Origin of the sequence: Nonomuraea sp. ZG12 (assembly GCF_052068115.1) — a bacterium.
GTDB lineage: Bacteria > Actinomycetota > Actinomycetes > Streptosporangiales > Streptosporangiaceae > Nonomuraea.
The window spans coordinates 23,887-48,007 of the sequence record NZ_JBQHCW010000030.1 but is presented as its reverse complement, the minus strand read 5'-3'; the positions used below and the strand labels follow the sequence as shown (position 1 = coordinate 48,007).

The following is a 24,121-nucleotide window of genomic DNA, read 5'->3' as shown; positions in this document are numbered from 1 at the left end:
GGGCGCTATGCGTAGACCGGCGATCCACCACCGCTCAACGCTCGCGCCCGAGGACTATGCACGTGTTGAAACCGCCGAACCCGAAGCTGTTGGACAGCGCGTAGCGGATGTCGGCCTTGCGGAGCGTGCCCGGCGCCAGACGGCAGTCGTCGTTGATCGGATGGCGCAGGTTCAGGTTGGGATGGACGAAGCCGCGGCGCATCTGCACCACTGTGGCGATCGCCTCCACCACGCCTGCCGCGCACATGCAGTGCCCGACCAGCCCCTTCGTGGAGTTGATCCACGGCCGGCCGAAGCTGTCGCCCAGCGCCCGGCGCAGCGCGGCCAGCTCGACCATGTCGCCGCTCGGCGTCGCCGTGGCGTGGGCGTTGACGTAGTCGATGTCGCGCGCTCCCACGCCCGCGTTGGCCATGGCGTTGACCATCACCTTGGCCTCGCCCTCCTCGCGCGGGTCGGGCAGGCTGTTGGCGTCCAGCTTCAGGTCGTAGCCGCACAGTTCGGCCAGGACCATCGCCCCGCGGGCGGCGGCCGAGCGGGCGCTCTCCAGCACGACGCAGCCTGCGCCCTGGCCCGGCACGAACCCCTCGTGGTCCTCGTCGAACGGCCGGCATCTGGCCTCCTGCGGCTCCTCGACGCCGGCGACCGCGCCCAGCGTGGCCAGGCCGCGTTTCTCCATCGGCGACAGGTCGGTCATGGCCCCCACCACCAGGCAGACGTCCACGGCCCCGGACTCCACCAGCCGGCCGCCGTTGACGATGCCGACGTTCCCGCTGGCCGAGGCGCCGCCCACGGTGTAGCCCTCGCCCCTGATGCCGAACACCTGGCTGAGCGTGCCCACCCGGTCGGTGTCCATGAAGTGCAGGGCGAACCTGGCCGGCAGGTGGGCCGGGTTGTCCTCGTACTTGGGGTGCAGGTCGTGGGCGTAGCCGGAGCTGAGGTTGTGGCCGGCCACGACCAGGCCCATCCGCTCCGGGTCAGCCTTCGCCTCGTGCAGCCCCGCCTGCTCGAACGCCTGCATGGCGGCGACCAGGTCCATCTGCAGCGGCTCCGGCGAGCGATTCGCGGCGCGCAGCGCGCAGCGGGTCATCTCCTCGGGCAGGCGGCGTCGCGCCGCCACGGCGTCCTTGAAGCTGAAGCCTCTGATCAGAGCGGCCAGCCGCGGCCCGCCGTCGCCGAGGTCGGGCACCGGCCCGATCCCGCACCGGCCCGCCCGCAGCGCCCTCGTGAACGACGGCACGGTGGAGGCGATCGAGCAGACGATGCCCATGCCGGTGACGACGACTCTCATGAATGCCTCGCCAGCACATCCACCAGGGACCGGATGTCGTGCACCTCCTGGAACTCCGACACCGGCACGGTCAGCCCGAGATCCTCCATGCTCATGGTGACCACGTCGGCCCTGTCGACGCTGTTGGCCCCCAGATCGGTCAAGGTGCCCTCGGTCGTCACATCGTCGGGCTGCAGGTCCGGCAGCACCTTCAGGACATTCTGTTTGACAGTCTCGAAAATCTCCGCGTTGGTCATGGTGTCAGCCATTCGTAGGTTCGGTGATAGTCCTTCGTCCCGGTGTTGACCAGGAGTTCACGGTCGAAGCGGGCCCGGCCGAGCAGGTGCTCGTACGCGCTCACGTCGATCTCCCTGTCCCGCTCCGGCACGAGGCAGGTGAGGGTGGCGGGCAGCAGCGCCGCGTACTCCTCGAAGCCGAGCTCGCCGCGGCCGTCCAGATGCTCGCCGATCCGCATCGCGGCCAGGGTCCGCGCCGACTCCTCGTCCACCAGGCCGCTGAAGAACTCCGACGAGCAGCCGGAGCCGTAGGAGTAGAGGCCCACCCGGGCCGCGCCGTCCAGGGCAGCGTTGTCGATCAGGCTGGCCAGCGCCAGATAGACCGAGCCGGAGCAGAGGTTGCCCACCCGTCTCGGGTAGGCCAGCGACGGAAGCATCCGCCGCTCGAAATCCTCCTCGACAGACGCCGTACCGCCTCCTGACTCCCGCATCAGCTTGCGGTGCGCGGCCTTGACCATCCCGGCGAACGGGGTGTGCATGGCCAGGTAGTCGAAGGTGGTGGCGAAGTCGGCGTTCTCGACCCTGGACCGGTAGCCGGCCAGGCAGCTCGTGAGGCAGTCGAGGTAGGCGAACAGCGAGCGGTCGGAGTCGGCGATGTCGAACCTCGGCCCCGGCCGCGCCGAGTCCATCGTCTCGTAGCTGTGGTTGCCGAACGCCCCCAGGTCCAGGTCCAGGATGCGCGGCTGGTCACTGATCAGCACGGCGGCCGCCCCGGCGCCCATGGCGGGCTCGGCGTAGGCGGCCCGCTCGTCTACCAGCGCCACGTCCGTCGCGATCACCAGCGCCTTCGCGCCGGGCGACACGCCCGAGGCGACGTAGGCGGCGGCGAGCTGGACTGCGGCCGTCGCCGCGTAGCACGCCTGCTTGACCTCCACGACGCGGCAGCTCTTCGGCAGGTCGAGGTACTCGTGCACATAGGAGGCCACCGACTTGCTGTAGTCCAGGCCGGACTCGGTGGAGGTGATAAGGATCTCGATGCGGTCGTCGGCGGCGATCGGCCGGGCGGCGTTGACCGCATTCGTCACCGGGTCCTCGAAGGGCAGACCCACCGAGCGGTTGTGCATCATCAGGTTGCCCAGGCGCTCGGCGTCCAGCCCGCGCCCCTCGAACAGCGCCGGCACCGGGATCTGGGCCAGGCCGCAATAGACGTTGAGTGCCTCGATTCCGACGTTCACCTCACACGCTCCCACAGGAAGTCGACCAGGGCGTCGATGCTGGGCACGTCGCCGAAGGCGGACAGCGGCTCGCGGACGCCGAGCCGGTCGAGCACGGCCAGGATGATCTCGACCCGGTCCACGGAGTCCGCGCCCAGGTCCTTCAGATGCGCCCGGCCGTCGATCTCGACGCCGGGCAGGATCTCGTCGATCGCCTTGTGCACGACGCCTTCGACGTGTTCACGCGTCGCCATCGTTGTCTTCCCTCCTGAGCACGTGCAGGGTGCTGACCGCGATCACGCGGCCCCGGTCCTCCATGACGAGGTTGACGATCTCCTCGTTCTCGTTCTCGTCCGCCCGCCAGCACTCGAGGCGGACGCGCAGCACCGAGTCGGCGTTCGCGTTGCCCAGATAGCAGAGCCGCTGGTCGAGCACGACGCGGCCGAGGAAGTCCGCGACGCTGAAACCACGGTGCCGCCAGAACCGCAGCAGCACCCAGTCGATGATCGAGAAGTAGGAGGCGAAGTAGAGCAGGCCCACCCCGTTGAGGTCCCTGGACGGCTCCACCGGGTAGTCGACGGTGAATGTGACCGGATCGTCCGGCTTGCGCTCCAGGAAGGTGCCGGCACTCCTCGCGTGGCTGTAGACCCTCCTCGGCGAGTACGCGCCGGGCAGCGTCGGCAGGTGCTCGTGCCTGAAGTCCACCGGGGACGACTTGACCAGGCTCTCGTTGCTGCCCGGGGCGCTCCTCGCGATCCAGCGGTTGAAGGTCTCCACGTAGATGCAGCCGGGATCGTCGAAGGCGTAGAAGCGGTCCGGGTCGAGCGGCCCGGCCCCGCCACCGGCCCCGCCGCCGTCGCGGCCGATCCGGTGCAGGGCCAGCACCGACTCGCTGCCGAAGTCGAACAGCCTGGAGGTGACCTCCAGCTCGTCGCCGAACGTCAGCGCGTTGACGTGCAGGTCCCGGTTGCTCCGGACGTGGAAGTAGTAGAACGACAGGTACGTCGGATCGCCGTCCGCGTTCCTCGCGTCGAAGGCGTTCGTGCCGCACAGCGCGCTGACCGTGTCCCAGGTCCAGTCGCCGACCTGGCCCACGAACAACGAGTTGGGCCCGCACATGCCGGGTTTCACCAGCGCGGTCCTGGTCACGGTGCTCTCGTCAATTCTGTTCATCATGGAACTCGCAGATGAGCCGGTTGACGTGGTCGGGACTGGTGAGCTGCGGGAAGTGCCCCGCGTCGGGGATCTCCTCGTAGCGGGAGTCGGGGATCATGGCGTGCAGCAGGTGCGCGGTCTTGACCGGGATCACGGTGTCGTGCCGGCCCTGGATGATCAGGGTGCGTGCCCGGATCTCCGCCAGCCGGTCGCCGAGGTCGGGACGCTCGGCGAACACGTCCAGGTACCGCAGGCCGACCTGCGGGGCCATGCTCTCCGCGCGCAGCAGCAGCCGCATCAGCCCGTCCCGCCGCTTGCGCAGCCGCTTCGACCCGCTGCCCTCGATGACCTGGTCGAAGTCCTGGGTGGCCACGACCTCCAGCTTGTCGATGTCGCCGACGCGGTTGCCGATGCGGCAGGAGCTGCCGATCAGGATCAGCGACTCGGTGTCGTCCGGGTAGGCCAGCGCGTACGTCAGGGCGATCAGGCCGCCGAACGACGCCCCGGCCACGTGCGCGGGGCCGCCCACGACGTCGTGGCAGAGCCGGGCCAGGCCGTCGAGCGACAGGTCGGAGGCGGCCGTGGTGTCGCCGACGCCCGGGTGGTGCACGCTCGTCACCCGGTAGCGGTGCGCCAGTCCCTCGAACTGCCGGGCGTAGACGCCGGCGCCGATGTTGAACGGGTGCATGAGCAGGAGCCGCGGCCCCGAACCCGCGCTGAACATCTCGACGTCCCCGTCCGGGGTGTCGACGATCTCGTGCTCGACGTCGGGGTGGTGCTCGCGCAGGATCGCCAGGTTCGGGTTGTCCGTGGGTCTTTGTTCCATGGGCCGTTGTTCGGTGGTCTTCTCGGGAGTTCGGCCGCCGAGCACCGCGCCCAGGCGGGCGGCGGCGTCCTTGGCCTCCTCGATGCTCAGGCCGACCGGCACCGCCAGCCGCACCAGGCCCTCGCGGCCGAAGTGCGGAGCGCCTCTGATGCCCGTCTCGCGGAGAATCCGGACATGGTCGGCGTCCTTGAGCAGCACGCAGTGGCCGCCGGCCGGGCCCTCCAGCGGCACACCCGATTCCGACAGGCCCTGCCAGAGCGCCGCCACCGCGTCCAGACGGGCGCGCACCTGCTCGACCACCGTCTCACGATCCTCCAGCGCGGCCGCGATGATCCTGCGGTTGGCCAGGCTCACGTCCCTGCCCCACGTCTCCAGCCGCTCGGTGACCCGCTCGCGCAGCGCCTCGTCGCGGGTGGCGAGCAGCCCGCCGAACGGCACCCCGAAGTCCTTGGACAGGCTGATCGTCGCGCTGTCGGCCAGGTCCAGGATCTCGTGGACGACCTCCCACACGTCCCGGCTGCCCGCGACCGCCACCGCGTTGTCCACCAGGCGGGCGCCGTCGATCACCAGCGGGACGCCGTACCCGGCCACGGTCTCCTTGACCGCGCGCAGGTTCTCCAGCGAGGTCGGCCGGCCTCCTGCCGCGTTGTTGCTCACCTCAACGCAGACGAACGACACCGGCCCGTCCCCGGCCAGCTCCGACCGGAGCGCCTCGACGTCGACCTCAGGGCCGCCCGGGATCTCGACCGGCTTGAACCCGTTGTCGGCCAGGTTCAGGAACCAGGTCGGGAACAGGCCGTTGTGCAGCACCCGTCCCCGCCGCCCCGGCCACGACCGGCACAACAGCGCCTCAGCCGACCGGCCGGAGCCCGTCGGGACCACGAAGGGGAACGGCAGGCCCTCGATCTCCGGCGCGTCCGGGCGGGAGGCCGACAGGTCCGTCAGCCGCCGCAGCCGCTCGGCGATCCAGGGGGCGTCCAGCTCGGCCCAGGAGTCGGTGATCAGGTCGGTGGTGATGGGGCCGGCGGGAACACGGACCGGCTCGTCGCCGTGCGGGGCGGGCCGTTCGTCCCTGGCGGCCGGTCTCTCGCCGGAGTCCTCGGAGGGCTTCTCGCCCGCGGCGGGTCTGATGTCCGGGTCCGCGATCATGAGGATGATCTCGGACACCGGAGTGCGGTCCGGCCCTTCCGGCTGACACAGGTAGATGGGGACGTTGACCGGCCGGAACTTGTTCTTGAACTGGAAGTTCCCCTCGCCGAAGATCCCCGCCGAGCGCAGCTCGTCCAGCGCCCGCCTGACGTCCGGGGCCGCGTTGGCCGACTCCTCCGTCTCCACGCCGAAGCTCGCACCGAAGCTGAACATCGTGCATCCCTCGTCCACGAGCTGCTCGATGACGCGCACGATCGCGAACTCCAGCCCGCCGAGCGGCATGCCCTTCGGGTAGAACTCCACGTCGAGCAGGTAACCGTTCTCCGACGGGATCTTCGTGATGACGACGGCGTTGGCCACCTCGTCGTCCAGATAGGTGACGAAGACACGGTGCCTGCGGTCCAGGCGGCCCTCCTCGATCTCCCGCCGGACGACCGACACGTACGGGTTGACCATCTGCTTGCGGCCGGCCCACTCGTCCACCAGCTCGGCCAGCCTGCGGTCCATCGCGGGGTCGTCGCCCGAGCGGTACTCGACCGTCCGGCACTCGCCCGCCTTGCAGAAGCGCCGCACCATGTAACGCAGGCGCTCCATCCGCCCGCCCTTGAGGGTGAAGGAACCCAGGTCCTCGAGCCGCTGCACGGCCCCGAACGGCGTCGCGCTGTACGGCTGCCCGGCCACCTCGCGCACCGGGAGGAGGGAGAGGAAGTTGGGCCGCAGGCCGTTCGCCTTCGCGTAGCCGGTGTACTCCTCGACCAGCTCGTGGAAGTACTCCTCGGAGCCCGCGTAGCTCCAGGCCAGCATGTTGCCGCCGCTCTCGGAGAAGTGCAGGTATCCCTTCCTGGCCGAGCCGATGAAGGCCAGCGGGGCGATGTCGCGTCCGGCCAGGCCGCCCTCCTTGGCGTGGCGGCGGTCGATGTCCTCCACCAGGTCACGCAGCTCCGGATGTCGGTGCAGGTCCCGCTTCAGCAGCACGACCGGCTCGCCGTCGCGCGCCTCCGTCTCGTGCAGCGCGGGCCCGTCCGGCTCTCGCGGGCTCTGGACGGCGTCGGCGCCGCACTCGTCGCGCAGGTGCGCGGCCAGTTCCGCGAGCGTGGGGTAGTCGAACAGAAGCGTCTTGCGCAGCGCGCCGACCTGCTTCTCCAGGACGCTCACCACGCGGAGCATCTCGAAGGAGGTGAGGCCGTTGTCGGCGAAGCTGCGGTCGCGGTCGAGCGGGCGCTCGACGATCGAGCCGATCAGCTCCGCGAGCTGATCGTCCAGACCGGCCGGCGCCGGCTCCGGGGCCTTCTCCTGTACGGGGGGCTCCACGGCCTCCTCCTGTACGGGCTTCTTGGCCGGCTTCTTGCCCGGCTTCAGGGTTGGTTTCTTTGCGCGCTCTGGGGCCGGCTTCGGAGCGGGATCGGGTTCGGGGGCGGGTTCGGGGGCGGACTCGGGCCGGGGGGCGTCGGTGATCGCGGCCTCCACGGCACGGGCGAGCCGGTCCACCGTGTCGTACTCGTACAGCTCCGCCGCCTGGAGGTCGAGGGAGAAGGCGGTGTTGATCGCCTTGACCAGCTCCATCCTGAAGATGGAGTCGAGCCCCAGTTCCTCGAAGGGGGTGTCCACGTCCACGCCGGCCGGGTCGGCGTCCAGGATCGTGGAGAGCCGTTCGCGCAACATCTCCTCCACCCCGGCGGGTCCGCCGGCGCTCCCGGCGGGCGCGACCGGAGTCTCGTCCAATCTCACGGCCTCCGCCCGTTCGGCCGGGCCGGCCACGCTCGGCGCCGAGCCGCCCTTGGCGCCACGCAGGCGGACCTTCCCGTCACTCGTCCGCCGGACGGCCCCATCGGCCTGGGATGCGGTCCGCGCCGGCGCGGGAGCAGTGAACCAGTGCTCGACGCGGGCGAAAGGCGGGCCGGGGAGCGAGGCCCGCGCCGGGCGCGGATCCTGCCACAGCCGCGTCCAGTCCACCTCGCTGCCGGAGACCCACGCCTCCGCGATGTCCTCCAGCCCGGTCCCCCACGGCGCCGGGGCGTCCTTGCGGGCGGTGCCCCTGTGCACCTCGTCCAGCTCGCCGCCCAGCGCCCGGATCGCCTGCTCGCGATCCTGGACGACCACGGCAAGACGTTCGGCCAGGTGACGGCGTCCCATCTGCAGCGTGTACGCGATGCGGTCGAGGCCGATCTCCGGATGCTCACGGATGTGACGGGCGACGCTCGCCGCATACTCCTTCAGGGCTTCCCGGTCGGCCGCCGAGAGGACCAGCAGCCGCGGCTCCCCCACGGTGTCCGCCGGGATCTCCTGCCGGTACGCCTCCAGCACCACGTGCGCGTTCGTGCCCCCGAAACCGAACGAGCTGACCCCGGCCACCCGGTCCGCCGTGTCCCAGGGCGTGAGCCGTGTGTTGACGGTGAACGGAGTCCCCTCCAGCCGCACGTACGGATTGGGGCGTTCGTAGTTGATCGTCGGTGGCAGTTCCCCATGACGCATGCACAGCAACACCTTGAGCAACCCGGCGATGCCGGCCGCCGCCTCCAGGTGGCCGATGTTGGTCTTCACGGAGGCGAGGGCGATGTGCGGGGCCTCCGGCGCGGGCAGCCCCCGGTCGGCGTACAGCCGGGCGAAGGCCTTCTTCATCCCCTCGATCTCGATCGGGTCGCCGAGCCTGGTGCCGGTGCCGTGCGCCTCGATGTAGCTCACCCGCGCGGGATCGACGTCCGCCTTGCGGTAGGCGTCGACCAGCACGCGCGCCTGCGCCTCGGGATTGGGCGCGGTGAGCGAGCTTGCCCGGCCCCCATGGTTGACCGCGCTGCCCCTGACCACGGCGAGGATCTGGTCGCCGGCCTCAAGAGCCGCCTTCAGCGGCTTGAGCAGCACGGCGCCGCAACCCTCGCCTCGGCCGTAGCCGTCGGCGCGCTCGTCGAACGTCTTGCAGACGCCGTCCTCGCTGGTCATGCCGGACTTGACGAACGCGATGTAGAGCCCCGGGCTCAGCGTCAGGTTGACGCCGCCGGCGATGGCCGCGTCGCATTCGCCGCCCTCGACGGCCCGCACCGCGTGGTGCAGGGCGACGAGGGAGCTGGAGCAGGCGGTGTCCACCGCCTCGCTCGGTCCGCGCAGGTCCAGCAGGTGCGAGACGCGGTTCGCCAGGATGCAGTCGGCCACGCCGCTGGCCGTGTGCGCCTCGACCGGAACCCCGTGTTCGCGCAGCAGGTCGTCGTAGTCGCACGCGGACACGCCCGCGAACAGTCCCGTCCTGGTCCCCGCCAGGTCGGAGGGCCGGTAGCCGGCGTCCTCGACGGCCCGCCACACGGTCTGCAGGAACAGCCGCTGCTGCGGGTCCATCATCGCCGCTTCCTTGGGCGAGATCCCGAACAACGCGGCATCGAAGGAGCGCACGTCGTCGAGGAACCCGGCGCGTACGTTCGCCGTCTCGGGGTTCTCGCGCAGCTCGCGCCGGTCCTCGGGGACCGGGCGGGTGAGGTCGTGCCCTTCGGCCAGGTGCCGCCAGAAGTCGTCCAGGTCGGAGGAGCCGGGCAGGCTGCCCGCCATACCGACGATCGCGACGCCGCCGAGCGCCGGTGGGGAGGTCCCGGCGCCGGGCCGTGGGGACGAGGTCACGGTCTCCGGCGCCGGGACTGGCTCGGCGTCCTCCTGCTGCCCGACGGGCTCGTCGGCAGGCAGGGGCGGTGTGCTGTGGGCGGCGGGCTCTTCCGCGGGCTTGGGTGGTGTGTGGGCGGCGGCCACCTCGGCCGGGTGCTCGGCGAGCAGGTGGTCGCAGAAGGCGGACATGTTGGTCGCCTCGAAGAGCACGGTCGGCAGCAGGTCCAGCCCGTAGCGCTCGTTGACCTGGTCCACCAGCTCGGCCAGGGAGATCGAGTCGAATCCCATGTCCATCAGCTCGGCATCGAGGTCCACGTCCTCCTCGCCCACCAGCAGGAATCCGGCCGCCGCCCGGCGCAGCTCCGCCCGGACCGCCTCGATCAGATCGTCGCCGGGCCCGGTCGTCTCCGGCGCGGACGTGGGCTCACTCATCTCCATAGCCTCGGATTCGGGGGTCGCGGGCGGCTGGGACCGTTCGGGGGCGGGCTCGGAGGGGCCCTCCACCACGGCGAAGCTCGTCTCGGGTCCGGCCAGTCCCCTGGTGAAGGCGGTGAGGCCGGCGGCGGTGCCCATCGGGACGCTGCCCCAGCGGCGTTCGAACAGCCGGCGCGTGGCGTCGTCCACCGTCATGCCGCCCTCCTCCCACAGCGGCCAGCCGACGGCGAGCGTCCTGCCGTGCCCGCGCCGCTCGCGCAGCTCGGCGAAGTGGGTGAGGAAGGCGTTGGCGTAGGCGTAGTCGATCTGCCCGATGTTGCCGGTCTCGGCCGCCACGGACGAGAACAGCGCCAGGAAGTCCAGCGGCTGCCCGCGCAGAGCCTTGTCGAGCAGGACCGTGCCACGGATCTTGGGATCGAGGACGGCCCGCGTGTCCTCGGGACGTTTGCGCACGGCCCGGGCGTCCCGATGGATCCCGGCGGCGTGGATGACGCCGTGGAAGGGGCCGTGCCGGTCGAGCAGGTCGCGCAGGTCGTCGGCCGAGCACACGTCGGCACGCACGTAGACGGCGGGCAGCTCGCCGATCCGACGGGCGATGTCGTCGCCCGGTTCGGACCGTCCGGTCAGGACCAGCTTCGCCGCTCCCCGCTCGGCGAGGAAGCGGGCGAAGGCCAGCCCGATGGCGCCGGCGCCGCCGGTGATCAGGTACGTGCCGTCCCGCCGGACGTCCAGGCCCGGCGGCGGTGGCTCGTATGACTCCATGCCCTTCAGCAGGCGGGTGCCGTCGCGGTAGGCGACCTCGGAGACCCGCTGCTCCGGAGCGGTGTCGGCGCCGGGCGCCCGCAGCTCGGCTGCGACCTGCGCCGGGTCGGCTCCGGTGACGCACACGCCGCTGAACCTGGTGTGCTCCAGGGCCAGCGTTCTCATCGCGGCGGCCAGGGCGGTGTGGTGCGGCTCGCCGGACGAGACGGACACCACCACCCACAGCGCGCCCCCTTCGCGCAGGACGGCCGTGGCCGTCCAGAGCAGGGCTTCGAAGGCGGCGACGCCGGGAAACGGGTCCGACGGGGCGATCACGAGCGCGTCCGGCGCCTCGTCCAGGTCGCCGAGCAGGAGCGCGGCGTGCTCGGGCTCAGCGGGGTCGATCGTGTACGAGCCCGCGTCGGCGGAGAACGCGTCCCCGGTCCGGACCCGAATGCCGCCGAGCGCCTCGGCCAGCCGGTCGTCCTCGGTGACCACCAGGAGCGTGCCCGGCTCCCAGGTCTTTTCGGGAAGCGGGGCGGGCGTCCAGACCGGTCGTAGATAGGTGCAGTGCGCGTCAGCGGCTTCCCGCCCCTCCGGCTCGCTCTCCGGGGCCCGCACAGAGACCGGCTCAGGGCTCTGGGCAGGGGCCGGGGCGGACACCGGTTCAGGGGCCGGGGCAGGAGTCGGGGCAGAGACCGGCGCAGAGCCCTGGGCCGGCTGCGCGGATTGCGGCTGCTGAGCGGGTTGCAGTTGCTGGGCGGAGTCCGACGGGAGCCAGTAGCGGCGCCGGTCGAACGGGTAGGGCGGCAGCGTGACGCGGCGCGGGTGGGGTGCGGGCCACCTCGTCGCCCAGTCCACGCGGGCGCCCGCGACCCACCTCTCCGCGAGCCGTTCGACGCCGTCCTCCGGCGGGACCTCGTCCGCCCCGGCCTGCGCCGTCCCCACGATGATCCCCTCGGCCTCGCCGTCATCGGCGAAGGACCGCAGTCGGCCGGTGAGCTCGTCCAGGGTGCCGGCCCGCACGGCGAGCCGTTCGGACAGCTCCGCCCGGCCCACCTGGGTGGTGTAGGCCAGCTCGGCCGGCCCCACCCTCCCGCTCGCGGCGACATCGGCGACCTGACCCGCCATGACGCGGAGCTGGTCGCGGGTACGCGCCGAGAGCAGGACCACGTGCTCCCCCGCGTCCGCGGGCTCCGGCGGCGTCCCGGCGGAGGGCACGTACTCCTCCAGGACCACGTGCACGTTGGCCCCGCCGGCCCCGAACGAGCTCACGCCCGCCCGGCGCGGGAACGTCTCGTCGTCCAAGACGGGCCGCTGCCAGTCGGTCAGCCGGTCCGGCGGCCGGAAGGGCGACGCGGCGAAGTCGATCTTCGTGTTCGGAGTCTCCAGGTTCGCGCAGGGAGCCACCTGCCCGTGCTGGAACTGCAGCAGCACCTTCGTCAGCCCGGCGATGCCCGCCGCCCCCTCCAGGTGGCCGATGTTGGCCTTGACGGAGCCGACCATGCGGTCCACGCCGTCTTCGTCACCGGAGCCGAACGCCCTGGTCAGGCTGGCGATCTCGATGGGATCGCCGAGCGCGGTGCCCGTTCCGTGCGCCTCGACGTAGGAGACCGTCCGCGGGTCCAGCCCGGCCCGCCGCACCGCCTCGGAGACCAGGTCGGCCTGGGCGCCGGGGTTGGGCACGGTGTAGCCGGCGGTCTTCCCGCCGGCGTTGGCGAAGGCTCCCTTGATGACGCCGTAGATCCGGTCGCCGTCCGCCTCGGCGTCGGCCAGGGGTTTGAGCAGCACCGCGCCGACGCCCTCGCCCGGCACGAAGCCGTCCGCCGCCTCGTCGAACACCTTGCAGGCGTCGTCGGCGGCGAGCATGTTCAGCGAGCAGAGCGAGACGAAGTGAGCCGGATGCAGGATCAGGTTCACGCCGCCCGCGATGGCGTGCGCGCACTCGCCGCGCCGCAGGCTCTCGCAGGCGACCTGGATCGCGGTCAGCGAGGACGAGCAGGCCGAGTCGACGGCGAAGCTCGGCCCGCGCAGGTCGAAGAAGTACGACACCCGGTTGGCGATCGACCAGTACGCCGAGTGCGCCCCGGCGAACCTGCCGTGCGGCCAGCCTTCGGCCGCCGCCATCCGGCCGTAGGAGCCGTACATGGTGCCGACGAAGACGCCGGTGCGCGGCTGCCTCGTGTGCTCGCTCAGGTAGCCGGCGTCTTCGAGCAGGGTCCAGGCGGTCTCCAGGAACAGGCGCTCCTGCGGGTCGGTGATCTCGGCGTCGCGCGGCAGGATGCCGAAGAACGGCGCGTCGAACTCCGCCACGCCCTCGATGAAGCCGCCCCACCGGCTGTAGGTGCGCTGCTTGCGGCCTCGTTTGGGGTCGTACAGGGCGTCCAGATCGAAGCGGTCGGCCTCGGTGATGCAGTTCGTCCCCTCGGCGAGGTTGCGCCAGAAGGCGTCCAGATCGGGTGAGGCCGGGTAGCGGCCGGTCACCGCGACCACGGCGATGTCGAGGGCCTGCGAGGCGGGCTCCCGCCGCGCGACCCGCACCGGCTCCTCCCGCGCGGGCTCCTGTCCCAGGGCCGCGTGCAGGCGCTCGCCGTGCTCGGCCTCCAGGTGGGCGGCCAGCTCCTCGATGGTGAGGTTCTCAAACAGGAGGGTGGACGGCAGCGGCCCGAGGTCCTGCTCGAACCGGTGGATGACGTTCTGGCTCACCAGGGAGTCGATGCCGAAGGTCTCGAACGTGGCGCGCTCGTCCAGGTCGGCCGTGCCGTACTTGAGCACCTCCGCGAACACCCGCTTGACGTAGTCCCGCGCGCCGGTGGCGGTGGCGGCCGCCGCCTCGCCCACGAGGACACACTGGTCGAGCTCCTCGACGGGCGTGCCGGGGATGCCCAGGGTGCGGGCGGGGGTGAGACCGGCGTTCCTGAACGCCCGTTGCCACTGGACCGCGCTGAGCAGGGGGCTGTGCTGCAGCCGCAGCTCCTCGTCCGTGTAGCGCCACCAGCCCGGGGTCAGCCCGAAGGTGAGGGTCAGGAAGTCGGCCGCCCGGGTCACCTCGTTGACCAGCAGCCGCCCGCCGGGGCGCAGCAGCGCCGCGGCGTTGCGCAGCGTCCTGCCGATGTCGGCGGTGGCGTGCAGCACGTTCGTGGCCAGCACGACGTCGTAGGCCCCGGTCTCGAAGCCCTGCTCGGACGGGTCCCGCTCCACGTCGAAGAGGGCATGGACGAGGCCCGGGCGGCGCTCGCCGAACGTCCGCTCGCCGTGACGCAGGAAGCCGGGCGAGATGTCGGTGTAGGTGTACTCGACATCCTGGCCTTCGAGGGCGTCCAGCACGAAACCGGTGCTCGCGCCCGTGCCGGCCCCGATCTCCAGGACGCGTCCGGCCCCGCTGCGGGCGACCTCCTCGCCGAGCAGCCGGTTGAAGTGGTCCGAGACCGCCTGCCCCTTGTAGACCTGCTCGACCAGGCTCATCGACCCGCCGGGGAACAGCACCTCCATGGGGTCGCGCTCACCCGACAGCACGCCGGGCAACGCCTCGACGCAGGCGGTCAGCAGCTTGACGTGCGGTTCCATGTCCGGGAACCGCGCCAGCACCTCTTCGGGCGACGGCTCCCGCGCCGGGCTGTCCAGCAGGTGAAGGACGGCCGCGTGCAGCCGCCCGCGGTCCTCCCGGACCTCCCGGAGGGCGCGGATCCGCTCCGCCGAGCGGCGCAACAGGCCGCGTGCCAGCTCGTCGAGCGCGGCGAAGGCCGCCCGAGCCCGCTCCAGCGCGGCACGCTCGCTGTCGTGACCACGCTCGCTGTCGTGACCACGCACCCCATCACGCAGCCCATCGTGGCCACGCTCGCCGTCGTGACCGCCCCCGCCATGGTCGCGATTGTTGTCGTGGTCGCGCTTGCCGGTGGTGGCGGCGGTGTGCACGCCGATGCGGGCGAGCCCTTCTGGCTCCGCCTTGACGACGAGTGCCTGCCGCACGCCCGCCTTCAGGATGGCCGCCAGGGCCGCCATGCCCTCCTCGGGCTCGATCGAGGCGATGCCCAGCTCGGCGAACCTGCTGTCGTAGCCACCGCCCGAGACCGCGCCGACGCTCCCCCAGTAGCCCCAGTTGATCACGCTCACCGACCGGTCGCGCAGGCTCAGCGCGTAGGCGTCCTCGAACGTGCTGGCGGCCGCGTAGTTGGCCTGCCCGCCCACCTCGACGAACGAGGCCGCCGAGGAGAAGTAGGCCAGGAAGTCGAGCGGCCGGTCCGCGAGCGCCTCCGCGAAGACGACCGCTCCGGTGACCTTGGGCGCCAGCACCTCGGCGAACGCGTCGTCATCCATGTTGGCGAGCGTCATGTCGCGCAGCACCAGAGCGGCGTGGAAGGCGCCGTGGATCTCGCCGAACCGCTCCCGCGCCGCCTCGACGGCCCTGCCGAACGCGGCCCGGTCGGCGACGTCGGCCGGCAGGTACACGGCCTCGCCCCCGAGCGACTCGATCTCGGCGAGCTGTTCGCGGATCTCCGGTGTGACCTCGCGGCGCCCGACGAGCGCGAGCCGCGCGCCAGCGGTGGCGGCCAGATGCCTGCTCAGCGTGCGGCCGAGACCGCCCGTCCCGCCCACGATCAGGTAGGTCCCGCCGTCCCGGTACGGGCCACCCTGGGCGTCCAGGGTCAGCGGCTCCAGCGTGCGGACGTACCGGCGCCCGCCGCGCAGCGCGACCAGCTCGTCGGCGCAGCCCTCGGCGCGCACCAGGCGGGCGAGGTCCGCGGGAGGGGACGGTGCGGTGCCCACGTCGACGGTCGCGACGGTCCAGTGCGGGTGCTCGGCGGCCACCGCTCTAGCCAGGCCGATCACACCCGCCGCGTGCGGGACGGTCTCCTCGTACCCGATCGCCGCGCCTCCGGCGACGACCACCTTCACCGTGGGCGCCCATCCGCCGCGGCCATGCTCGGAAAGCCGTTTGACCAGGCGGAACACGTCATGTGTGGTCGGGTCGTCCGCCGGCGCCGTGCCGTCCCGGCCGGTCCCGGCGAGGACGTACACGGTGTCGTACCGCTCCTCCGGGAGGCCGGGGCCGGCCAGCGGCGCCAGGCGGCCGTCCTCGTGCTCGGCCAGCAGGGCGCGGGCGAGCGGCTCTCCGTCGGGGGTGTGGAGCACGAGCGCCCGCCCTCCGCCCGCGGCCGGTCCGGCGTTCTCATTCTCGCGCCAGACCGGCGCGAAGATCATGCCCTCGGCTGTGGCGCGGGGCGGCCTGGTCCGCAGGACGACCCCCTGGAACTCGGCACTGACCTGCCCGCCGGCGTCCGCGAGCCGGACCGTGTACCTGTCCCGGCCCTCATCGGTGACATGGGCGTAGGCGGGGCCGGTGACCGGCCCGTCCAGCTCGGCCGAGTCCACGCTGAACGGCATCGCGGGCTCGGCGTCCTCAGGACGCAGCGCCACGATGCTCTGCAGGGCGCCGTCCAGGAGCGCCTCCCAGCGCGCGCCGTCTCGCAGGACGCCGAGTGCTTCGCCGGCGCCGACGTGGATCTCGCGCAGCACCCGGAACGCGGGGCCGTAGTGCAGCCCGGCGCGGTCGAAGGCGCGGTAGAGGGCCTCGGCGGGGCGGCGGCCCGCGCAGCGCGCCTCGATCTCCGCGACGTCCAGCCGCCGCCGCTCGCCGCCCGCTCGCCGCAGGGTGCCGCCGGCGTGCTCGCCCAGCTCGAAGCCGCCGTCTTCGTGCACTTCGACGGCCAACGGACGGGCCTCGCGCACCTCGAACGGACGCAGCCAGCGGACGCGCTCGAACCGCACCGGCCCGGGCAGCCCGCTGTGGCCGGCGGCGATCGTCAGGAAGGCCACGCCGGGCAACACGGGGATCCCGTCGATCCGGTGATCGGCCACCAGCCAGTCATCGGCACGGATCCACTCTTCAGGGGCGTTCCGAGCGGGAGCGGGCTCCTCCGTACGGCCGTCGCGGCCGACCCAGTGGCGCTGGTCGTCCGCGAACGGATACACCGGCAGCGGCACCCGCCGCCCGCCCGTGGTCAGGTCGCTCCAGTCGAGATCGTCCCCGGACGCGTACCGCTCTGCGAGGCGTCCAGCCTCGCCCTGCGCCGCGCGGGGGCCGTCGCGCAGTTGCCCGCGCAGATCCGCGAGGTCCCTGGCCACGTACGCGCTCCTGGCCCCCGCCAGGTGCGGCCTGCCGACGGCCAGCGTGTGGGCGACGTCGCGCACGTCCAGCTCCGGATGCCCGTCCAGGTGGCCTGCCAGCTCGGTGCGCAGCCGTGTCAGGGTCCGCTCGTCCTGCGCCGACAGGGGCACGACGACGTCCTGGCCGTCGTGCGCGACGGCGCGGGGTTCGCGGGAGGGCGCCTCGGAGACGACGACGTGGCAGTTCGTCCCGCTGAAGCCGAAGCTGCTCACGGCCGCCACCCGTTCTCCGGAGCCGTTGGCCGTCCACTCCGACAGTTTCGTGACCACCTCGAGCGCGCCGTGCGCAAAGTCGATCTTCGGGTTGGCGCGGACGAACCCCGGCGACGACGGCAGCTGCCGGTGCCGCAACGCCAGCAGCGTCTTGAGCAGGCCGCCGATCCCGGCCGCCATCGTGGTGTGCCCCACGTTCGCCTTGAGCGACCCGATGCGGCACGGGTGTTCGCGAGCCTCGCCGAACACCTTGGCCAGAGCCTTGGCCTCGATCGGGTCGCCCAGCTCCGTCCCGGTGCCGTGCGTCTCGACGTAGTCGACCGCGCCGGGCCTGATCCCGGCCCGCCGGTGCACCTCGGTGAGCAGCTCCGCCTGCGAGGCGGCGCTGGGGGCGGTGATGCCGTTCGTCGCGCCGTCGCCGTTGACGCCGCTGGCGCGGATGACGCCGTGCACGTGGTCGCCGTCCGCCAGTGCCCGGTCCAGCCGCTTCAGCACGATCACGCCGACGCCCTCGCCCAGCACGATGCCGTCCGCCGACTCGTCGAAGGGCGCGCAGGTCCCGGTCGGCGAGAGCATCCCGGCCTTGCTGCACCAGACGTGCATCCTCGGGGTGTTCATCACGGCCACACCGCCCGCGATGGCCGCCTCGCACTCCCCGCGCCTGATGCTCTCGCAGGCCAGGTGCACGGCCACCAGCGACGACGAGCACGCGGTGTCCACGGCCATGGTGGGCCCGCCGAAGTCCAGCAGGTACGCGATCCGCGCGGGCAGCACCGACGAGGCGTTGCCGAGGAAGGCGTGCCCGGTGTCGTCGCGCCCGGCCGCGGCGAGCAGACTCGCGTAGTCGCCCGCCCCGCAGCCCACGAAGCACCCCCACGGCCTGCGGCCCGACCTGCCCGCGTATCCGGCGTCCTCCAGGGCGTGCCACGCCTCCTGCAGGAACAGCCGCTGCTGCGGGTCCATCGTCTCCGCCTCTAGGGGCGAGATGTTGAAGAAGCCCGCGTCGAAGGCGTCGACGTCGGCGAGCATGGCCGCCCACTTGCTGTACGTCCTGCCCGGCGCCATCCGGTCGGTGTCGTACACCTCCGACACGTCGAACCGCTCGGGCGGCACCTCCCGGATGCTGCACCGCCCGTCCGCCAGGTTCTCCCAGAACGCCCGGAGGTCCGGCGCGTCCGGGAAGCGCCCGGCCATCCCGATGACCGCGACGTCCCCGTCACTTATCGGGACGTCTCTGTCGCCTACCGGGACTTCCTCCCTGGTTTCCACCGCCTCCAGCGTGATTTTGCCGCGCGGCGCGGGCGTCTCCTCGACGTCGGCCTCCGGCTCGGTACCGTCGCCGTCACCGTGGCCGGCGCCATCAGTGTGGCCGTCGCCGTCGCCGTCGAGCGAGGGCAGCCGAACCCGGCCTGGCCGCTCCGGCTCGGCGGGCTCCTGGGGTTCATGCTGTTCGGACACGGGAGGCTCGTCCTCCGTGGACTGCCACTCGGGAGCGGGCCGCGGTGCAGGGAGGTTCAGGCCGTCGGCGACCGCTGCGTCGCGTACGGCGTCCACCAGGGCGGGGACGGTCGGGTGGTCGTAGACGGCGACGGAGTCCAGGTCGAGACCGAAGGCGCGGTTCAGGTCGCGGACGATCTCCACGGCGCCGATGGAGTCCAGCCCCATCTCGCTGAAGCTCAGCGAGTCGTCCACCTCGTGGGCCTCCAGGTAGAGGTGGTTCATGAGCGTGCCCTCGATGACCCGCCGCACCTCCGCGGAGTCGGGCCCGAGGTCCGCGGGAACCGCCTCCGCGCGTCGTTCACCCTGCGCAGGACGCGACTCGGAACGCTGCGACTCAAGACGCGAGTCGGGACGCTGCGACTCAAGACGCGAGTCGGGACGAGAGTCGGGACGCGGCTCCGGGCGGGTGGGCTCGGGGCGCTCGGTCCGGGGCTCGTTCCTGAAGGTGTCCACCTTGGCGAAGTGCTCCTCGACCCGGGCCAGCGACTCCGCTCCCAGCACGCGCTCGTGCATCCCCGACTCCCCCGCGATGACGCCGGGCAGCCGGTCGAGCACCCGTCCGGCCAGCTCGGACTTGAGCGCCCGCAGGGCGGGCAGCGGCAGGGCGGCGATCGAGCGGGCGTGCCTGAGCGCCGCCTTCAGCACGTCCCGCCGCGGCAGGACGGTCACCCCGGCGCCCCGCAGGGCGAGCTCCTCGCCCGTGACGGAACGGCCGGTGTAGAGCATCTCGTGCGCCGTCGAGCGGCCGAGCCGCTCTTCGAGGATGTACGTCGCGCCCATCCCCGGCGTGAAGCCGAACTTCATGAAGTTGGCGCTGTAGACGCCTTCGGCGGCCATGATGACGAGGTCGGCGAACAGCCCGAAGGCCAGCCCGCCGCCCGACGCGTGCCCCTGGACGGCGGCGATGACCGGCCGGTCGCACCGCAGCAGCCCTTCGTACAGGAACGGCACGTCCGTGAAGCGTCCTTCGCCGCCCGCGAGAGTGCGCAGCGCCTCCGGGGTGGCGCCCATGCTGAAGACGTTGCCGCTGCCGGTCAGCACGACCGCCTTGACGTCCTCACGGCCGGCGATCTCGGCGAACACGGCCTGCAGGTCGTCGATGAGCTCCCGGGTGAACATGGACGCCCCGGAACCCATGACCACCAGCGCCACCCCTTCGGGCAGCACCTCGAACCGCACCCCTTCCCCGTCCGGCAGGAGCTCCTCGTCCTCGCCCTGCTGACCGGCGGGCATGGGGGCGGCGGCGGGACGCGCGGGGGGCGCGGGAGCCTCGTCGGCCGTGGCCGGCGTGCCGCGCTGCCAGCGGCCGAGCCAGCAGGTCTCCTCCTGGAACGGGTAGACCGGCAGCGACAGCAGCCGCCCTCCGTCGTGGCAGTCGCGCCATGGCACCTCGGCTCCTTCGGCCCAGGCCGCCGCGACCTCCTCCAGCCGCCCGGCGCGGAACGACCGCACGCATTCCTCTGCCGCCGGCGTCCCGTCGCCGCTGCCCGAGCCGGTGAAGGCGCCGGAACCGAGGCTCTCACCCCGCGCGTACGCCTCCAGCTCGGTCCGCAGCTCGGCCACGTCGTTCACGACGAGCGCCAGCCTCACCGCCATGCCGGTCCGTCCCACCTGGGAGGTGTAGGCGAGGTCGGCCAGAGCGGGCCCGGGCCCGGCCAGGTCGGCGACGGTGTCGTCGAGCGAGAGCCCTTGCCCCAGCTGGATCAGCGCGGCGGGGTCGAGGCCGAGATCGCCCAGCGAGTCGGCGGGGTCGAGCTGGTCGGCGGGGATGCCGAGCAGCGCGGCCACCCGTTCCACGGCCGCGGTGGCGTCGCCCGACGACAGGAAGCCGGAGTAGGCGCGGGCATAGTCGCGCAGCGCCTCGGGCGTGCGGGCGGAGAGCACGAAGAGACAGGGCCCGTCCGCGCGGGCCCTGTCCGGGCTTCCCCCGGGCGCGGGTTCCGCGTGCTCCTCGACCAGGACGTGCGCGTTCGTGCCTCCCGCGCCGAACGCGCTGATCCCGGCCCGCCGGGGCGTGCCGTCCGCGCGGGCCCAGGGTTCGAGCGTGCGCTGCACGTGGAAGGGCGTGGCGTCGAAGTCGATCTTGGGGTTCAGCTCCTCCGTGTGCAGGGACGGCACCAGCTGCCCGTGCTGGAGCTGCAGCAGCACCTTGGTGAGCCCGGCGATCCCGGCGGCGCCCTCCAGGTGGCCGATGTTGGACTTGACCGAGCCGATCGCGCGGTCCGCGCCCTCCGGCAGAGCCTGGCGCATGCCCTCGACCTCGATCGGGTCGCCGAGCGAGGTGCCGGTGCCGTGCGCTTCGATGTAGCCGATGCTCGCCGGGTCCCAGCCGGACCTGCGGATCGCCGTGTCGATGAGCGCGGCCTGGGAGCGCGGGCTCGGGACAGTGGCGCCGCTGGTCCTGCCGGTGTGGTTGACGGCGGTGGCGGCGATGACGCCGTAGATGTGGTCGCCGTCCTCCCTGGCCCGCGACAGCGGCCTGAGCAGGACGGCCCCGACGCCCTCTCCGGGGACGTACCCGCTGCCGCCGGCGCCGAAGGCGCGGCATCGGCCGTCCTCCGACAGCCAGTGTCCCTGAGCGAGCTGCAGGTACTTCTGCGGGTGCACGGTCGCGTTCACGCCGCCGGCCAGGGCGAGGGTGCATTCGCCGCGCCGCAGGCTCTCGACGGCCAGGTGCACGGCGGTCAGCGAGGAGGAGCAGGCGGTGTCCAGCGCGATGCTCGGCCCGTGGAGGTCGAAGGTGTAGGAGACGCGGTTGGCGATGGAGGAGTGCATGGCCGTGGGGGCGACGCCGCCTTCCCCGCCCTCGACGAGCTGGTAGTGGTTCCACATGACGCCCGCGAACACGCCGACGCTCTCCTCGGACAGGGCGTGCGGCGGGTGGCCGGCGTCCTCCAGCGCGTGCCAGCAGGTCTGCAGGAACAGCCGCTCCTGCGGGTCCATGCGTTCGGCGTCGCGGCGAGAGATGCCGAAGAAGGCGGGGTCGAAGCGGTCGACGCCGTCGATGAAACCGCCCCATTTGCCGTACGTCCTGCCCTCGCTGCCCTTCTGGGGGTCGAAGATCTCGTCGTGGTTCCAGCGGCCGTCCGGGATCTCCTCGATGCAGTCACGTCCGTCGGCGAGGTTGCGCCAGAAGGCGCGGAGGTCGGATGCCTGGGGGTAGCGCCCCGCCATGCCGACGATGGCGATGGGCTCCTCGCCGGGTCCCGCCGGCCCCTCGGCGAAGGGCCGGGCGACCGGACGCGCGGTTGTCGACGGCGGGCTCGGCAGCAGGGTGGAGATGCGTCCGGTGTCGCCGTGCAGCACGGCCAGGACGTCCTCGGTGCCGCCCATGGCGCGGTCGAGCGCGTCCAGCGCGGCCTCGCTGGGCAGCGGGACCATCCCGGTGGCGGTGCGGGAGCGCTCGATCGTGTCCGGCCCGACCCGCATCCCGCCCTCGGCCCAGTACGGCCACGCGACAGCCAGGGTCCGGCCGGGCCGGTCCGCCCGCTTCGCGCGCCGGCGCGTGAAGTCCTCCAGGTAGGCGTTGGCGAAGGCGTAGTCGGCCTGGCCGGGGTTGGCCAGGGACGCCGAGACGGACGAGAACACCACGAAGCAGTCGAGGTCGTCGTCCTCGGTCGCGGCGTCGAGGTGGCGCACGCTCTCGGCCTTGGCCGCCACCACGGCCTCGATGTCGGCGGCCCGCTTGCCGGGGTAGAGCCCGTCGCGGTTGACACCCGCGCAGTGGATGACGCCGTCGATGCGGCCGTGGCGCTCGCGCACCGTGGCGAGGGCACGCTCGACCTCGTCCCGGCTGGTCAGATCGGCGGCGATCTCCGCGCTCCGGCTGATCGGCACGGGTCTGGCCTGGTGGCGGCGTTCCAGGTGGGCGGCGAGGAGGCGGCCGATCCCGCCCGTCCCGCCGGCGATCACATACACGCCGCCCTTCCTGAACGGGACGGCACCGCCCCCGTCGCGCGACTGGGCCGCAGTTCCGTGCGACCCGGCTTCGGTGTCGCGCGGCCCGGCTTGGATGTCGCGCGGTTCAGTCGGGAGCCAGCGGCGCACCAGGCGCTCCCCTTGCACGTAGCGGATCTCGGGCTCGCTGGAGGCGTCCCTGAGCGCGCCGGCCGGGGCCGTGCCGTCCAGGCGGATGCTGCGGCAGCGGATCAGCGGGGTCTCCGCGGTGATCGTCCTGGCCAGCGCGCCGACGGCCTCATGGGCGGGGTCGTCGCCGGTGTGCGTGTACGTGATGGTGACGGGCCGCTCCGGCTTCGTGGCGAGGACGGCGCGGGCGATCTCGCAGAGGGCCAGGCAGGGATCGGCAGGCTCCCCCGCTGTGCCGCGGATCAGGAAATGCCGGGAATCGTCGAGCGGGGTGCCGGGGGTGATCTCGCGGTACTCGCCGGGGTCGTCCCCGTCCGGCGGCATCGGCACCCACACGTCACGGAAGCACCGCGTCCCATCCCCTCCCTGCTCCGACTCTCGCGGCGGGACGTCGTCCGGCTCCGGCTCCCGGCCCGAGGCATCGTCCGATCCCGGCTCCTGCGGCGAGACGTCATAGGCCGAGGACAGGTGGGCGGCGAGGGTGTCGATGTCGCCGTACTCGAAGAGGAGCGTCGGGTAGAGCGGTTGCCCGACCACCTTCTCGAGCCGCTCGCTGATGCCCACGAGCGTGACCGAGTCCAGGCCGAGGTCGTAGAAGCCGACGTCGGTGGGCACCTCGCCGGGAGAGCGGCCGAGCGGCCCCGCGACGAGGGCGCGCAGGTGGCCGACCAGGTCGCCGTCGCCGTTGTGGCTCACGGCGGGCCGCTCCGGCCCGGAGTCCCGCAGCAATCGCTCGATCAGCCGCGGCGACCTGATGCGCTTGCAGGACAACCCGCCGAACCCCGCGACGAAGCGTCCCCGCTCGTCGTAGAGCCCAAAGTCGTTGGTGATCACGTCTCCCGACGGCGCGATGCTCTCCGGCCGCGGCGCGTACACGTGGAAGGCGGCGCCGAGCCGCTCGGGCGCACGGAACTCGGCGATGTAGACCGGGATGAACGGCTCCTCCCCTGATGCCTGCGTCTGCCCCAGGCCGGCCAGCGTGGCCGCGTCCAGCCGGGCGGGGTGCAGGTGGAAGCCCTCGTGGCCTGGAGCCGGCGACTCCTGCCGCAGTTCGGCGAGCAGGTAGCCGTCGCCCTGGTGCAGCCGTCCGGCGCACTTCATCGGCTCGCCGTGGTTGATGTCCTCGGCTCTGGCGCGGGCGTACAGCTCCTCCATGTCGCCCTGCCGCCGCGCGCCCCGCCGCAGCGCGTCCACGTCGATCGGGCTGGGAACGGGTCCGCCGGGTGTGCCCACCTTGCCGGTGAGGTTCCGCCGCCACTCGGAGAGCGGCGTCCCGTCCCTGCTCCAGCGGCTTTCCGCCTGAACGTCCTCGCCGTCGATGGTGACGCGGATCTCGCGGTCGGCCTCAGGCTTGGTGACGATCGCCTCGGTGAACAGCACCTCGCGCAGGAGGATCTCAGCGGGGTCGCGCCCGGTCGCGATGAGCGTCCGGAACACGAGATCGAGGAATGCCACCCCGGGCATGACGGATATGTCGTGCACGCGGTGGTTCTGCATGATGAAGTCCGTGTGCTTCAGCGTGGTGTGACACTCGATCGCGGCCATG

6 protein-coding genes are annotated in these 24,121 nt (G+C 72.4%); all 6 read right to left on the bottom strand.

Translation table 11 applies throughout. The features are described from left to right. Positions 1-34: 34 nt before the first annotated feature. From ACTMTF_RS42900 to ACTMTF_RS42875, 6 genes are read right to left on the bottom strand one after another with little or no spacing between them, the layout of a single operon-like run. A complete protein-coding gene (locus tag ACTMTF_RS42900) occupies positions 35-1,288 on the bottom strand; it encodes a beta-ketoacyl synthase N-terminal-like domain-containing protein (protein ID WP_441115850.1) in 1,254 nt (417 codons plus the stop codon). Further along, the gene (locus ACTMTF_RS42895; protein WP_441115849.1) at positions 1,285-1,524 is read right to left on the bottom strand and encodes a phosphopantetheine-binding protein; all 240 of its coding nucleotides are present in this window, start codon (positions 1,522-1,524) and stop codon (positions 1,285-1,287) included. The genes ACTMTF_RS42900 and ACTMTF_RS42895 overlap by 4 nt, the downstream gene beginning before the upstream one ends. Continuing rightward, a complete protein-coding gene (locus ACTMTF_RS42890) occupies positions 1,521-2,738 on the bottom strand; it encodes a hydroxymethylglutaryl-CoA synthase family protein (RefSeq protein WP_441115848.1) in 1,218 nt (405 codons plus the stop codon). The genes ACTMTF_RS42895 and ACTMTF_RS42890 overlap by 4 nt, the downstream gene beginning before the upstream one ends. Continuing rightward, on the bottom strand, positions 2,735-2,971 hold the full coding sequence (locus ACTMTF_RS42885) for a phosphopantetheine-binding protein (protein ID WP_441115847.1): 237 nt from the start codon (positions 2,969-2,971) through the stop codon (positions 2,735-2,737). Before ACTMTF_RS42885 ends, ACTMTF_RS42890 begins: the two co-directional genes overlap by 4 nt. Beyond that, positions 2,958-3,893 (bottom strand): LnmK family bifunctional acyltransferase/decarboxylase, encoded by a 936-nt coding sequence (locus ACTMTF_RS42880; RefSeq protein WP_441115846.1) that lies wholly within the window; start codon positions 3,891-3,893, stop codon positions 2,958-2,960. The genes ACTMTF_RS42885 and ACTMTF_RS42880 overlap by 14 nt, the downstream gene beginning before the upstream one ends. Next, on the bottom strand, positions 3,877-24,120 hold the full coding sequence (locus ACTMTF_RS42875; RefSeq protein WP_441115845.1) for an SDR family NAD(P)-dependent oxidoreductase: 20,244 nt from the start codon (positions 24,118-24,120) through the stop codon (positions 3,877-3,879). The genes ACTMTF_RS42880 and ACTMTF_RS42875 overlap by 17 nt, the downstream gene beginning before the upstream one ends. Position 24,121: the final 1 nt, after the last annotated feature.

What these genes read in the sequence shown, in the direction of transcription:
- ACTMTF_RS42880 (WP_441115846.1), bottom strand. Translation starts at nt 3,893, where the DNA reads ATGATGAACAGAATTGACGAGAGCACCGTGACCAGGACCGCGCTGGTG.
- ACTMTF_RS42895 (WP_441115849.1), bottom strand. Translation starts at nt 1,524, where the DNA reads ATGACCAACGCGGAGATTTTCGAGACTGTCAAACAGAATGTCCTGAAG.
- ACTMTF_RS42875 (WP_441115845.1), bottom strand. Translation starts at nt 24,120, where the DNA reads ATGGCCGCGATCGAGTGTCACACCACGCTGAAGCACACGGACTTCATC.
- ACTMTF_RS42900 (WP_441115850.1), bottom strand. Translation starts at nt 1,288, where the DNA reads ATGAGAGTCGTCGTCACCGGCATGGGCATCGTCTGCTCGATCGCCTCC.
- ACTMTF_RS42885 (WP_441115847.1), bottom strand. Translation starts at nt 2,971, where the DNA reads ATGGCGACGCGTGAACACGTCGAAGGCGTCGTGCACAAGGCGATCGAC.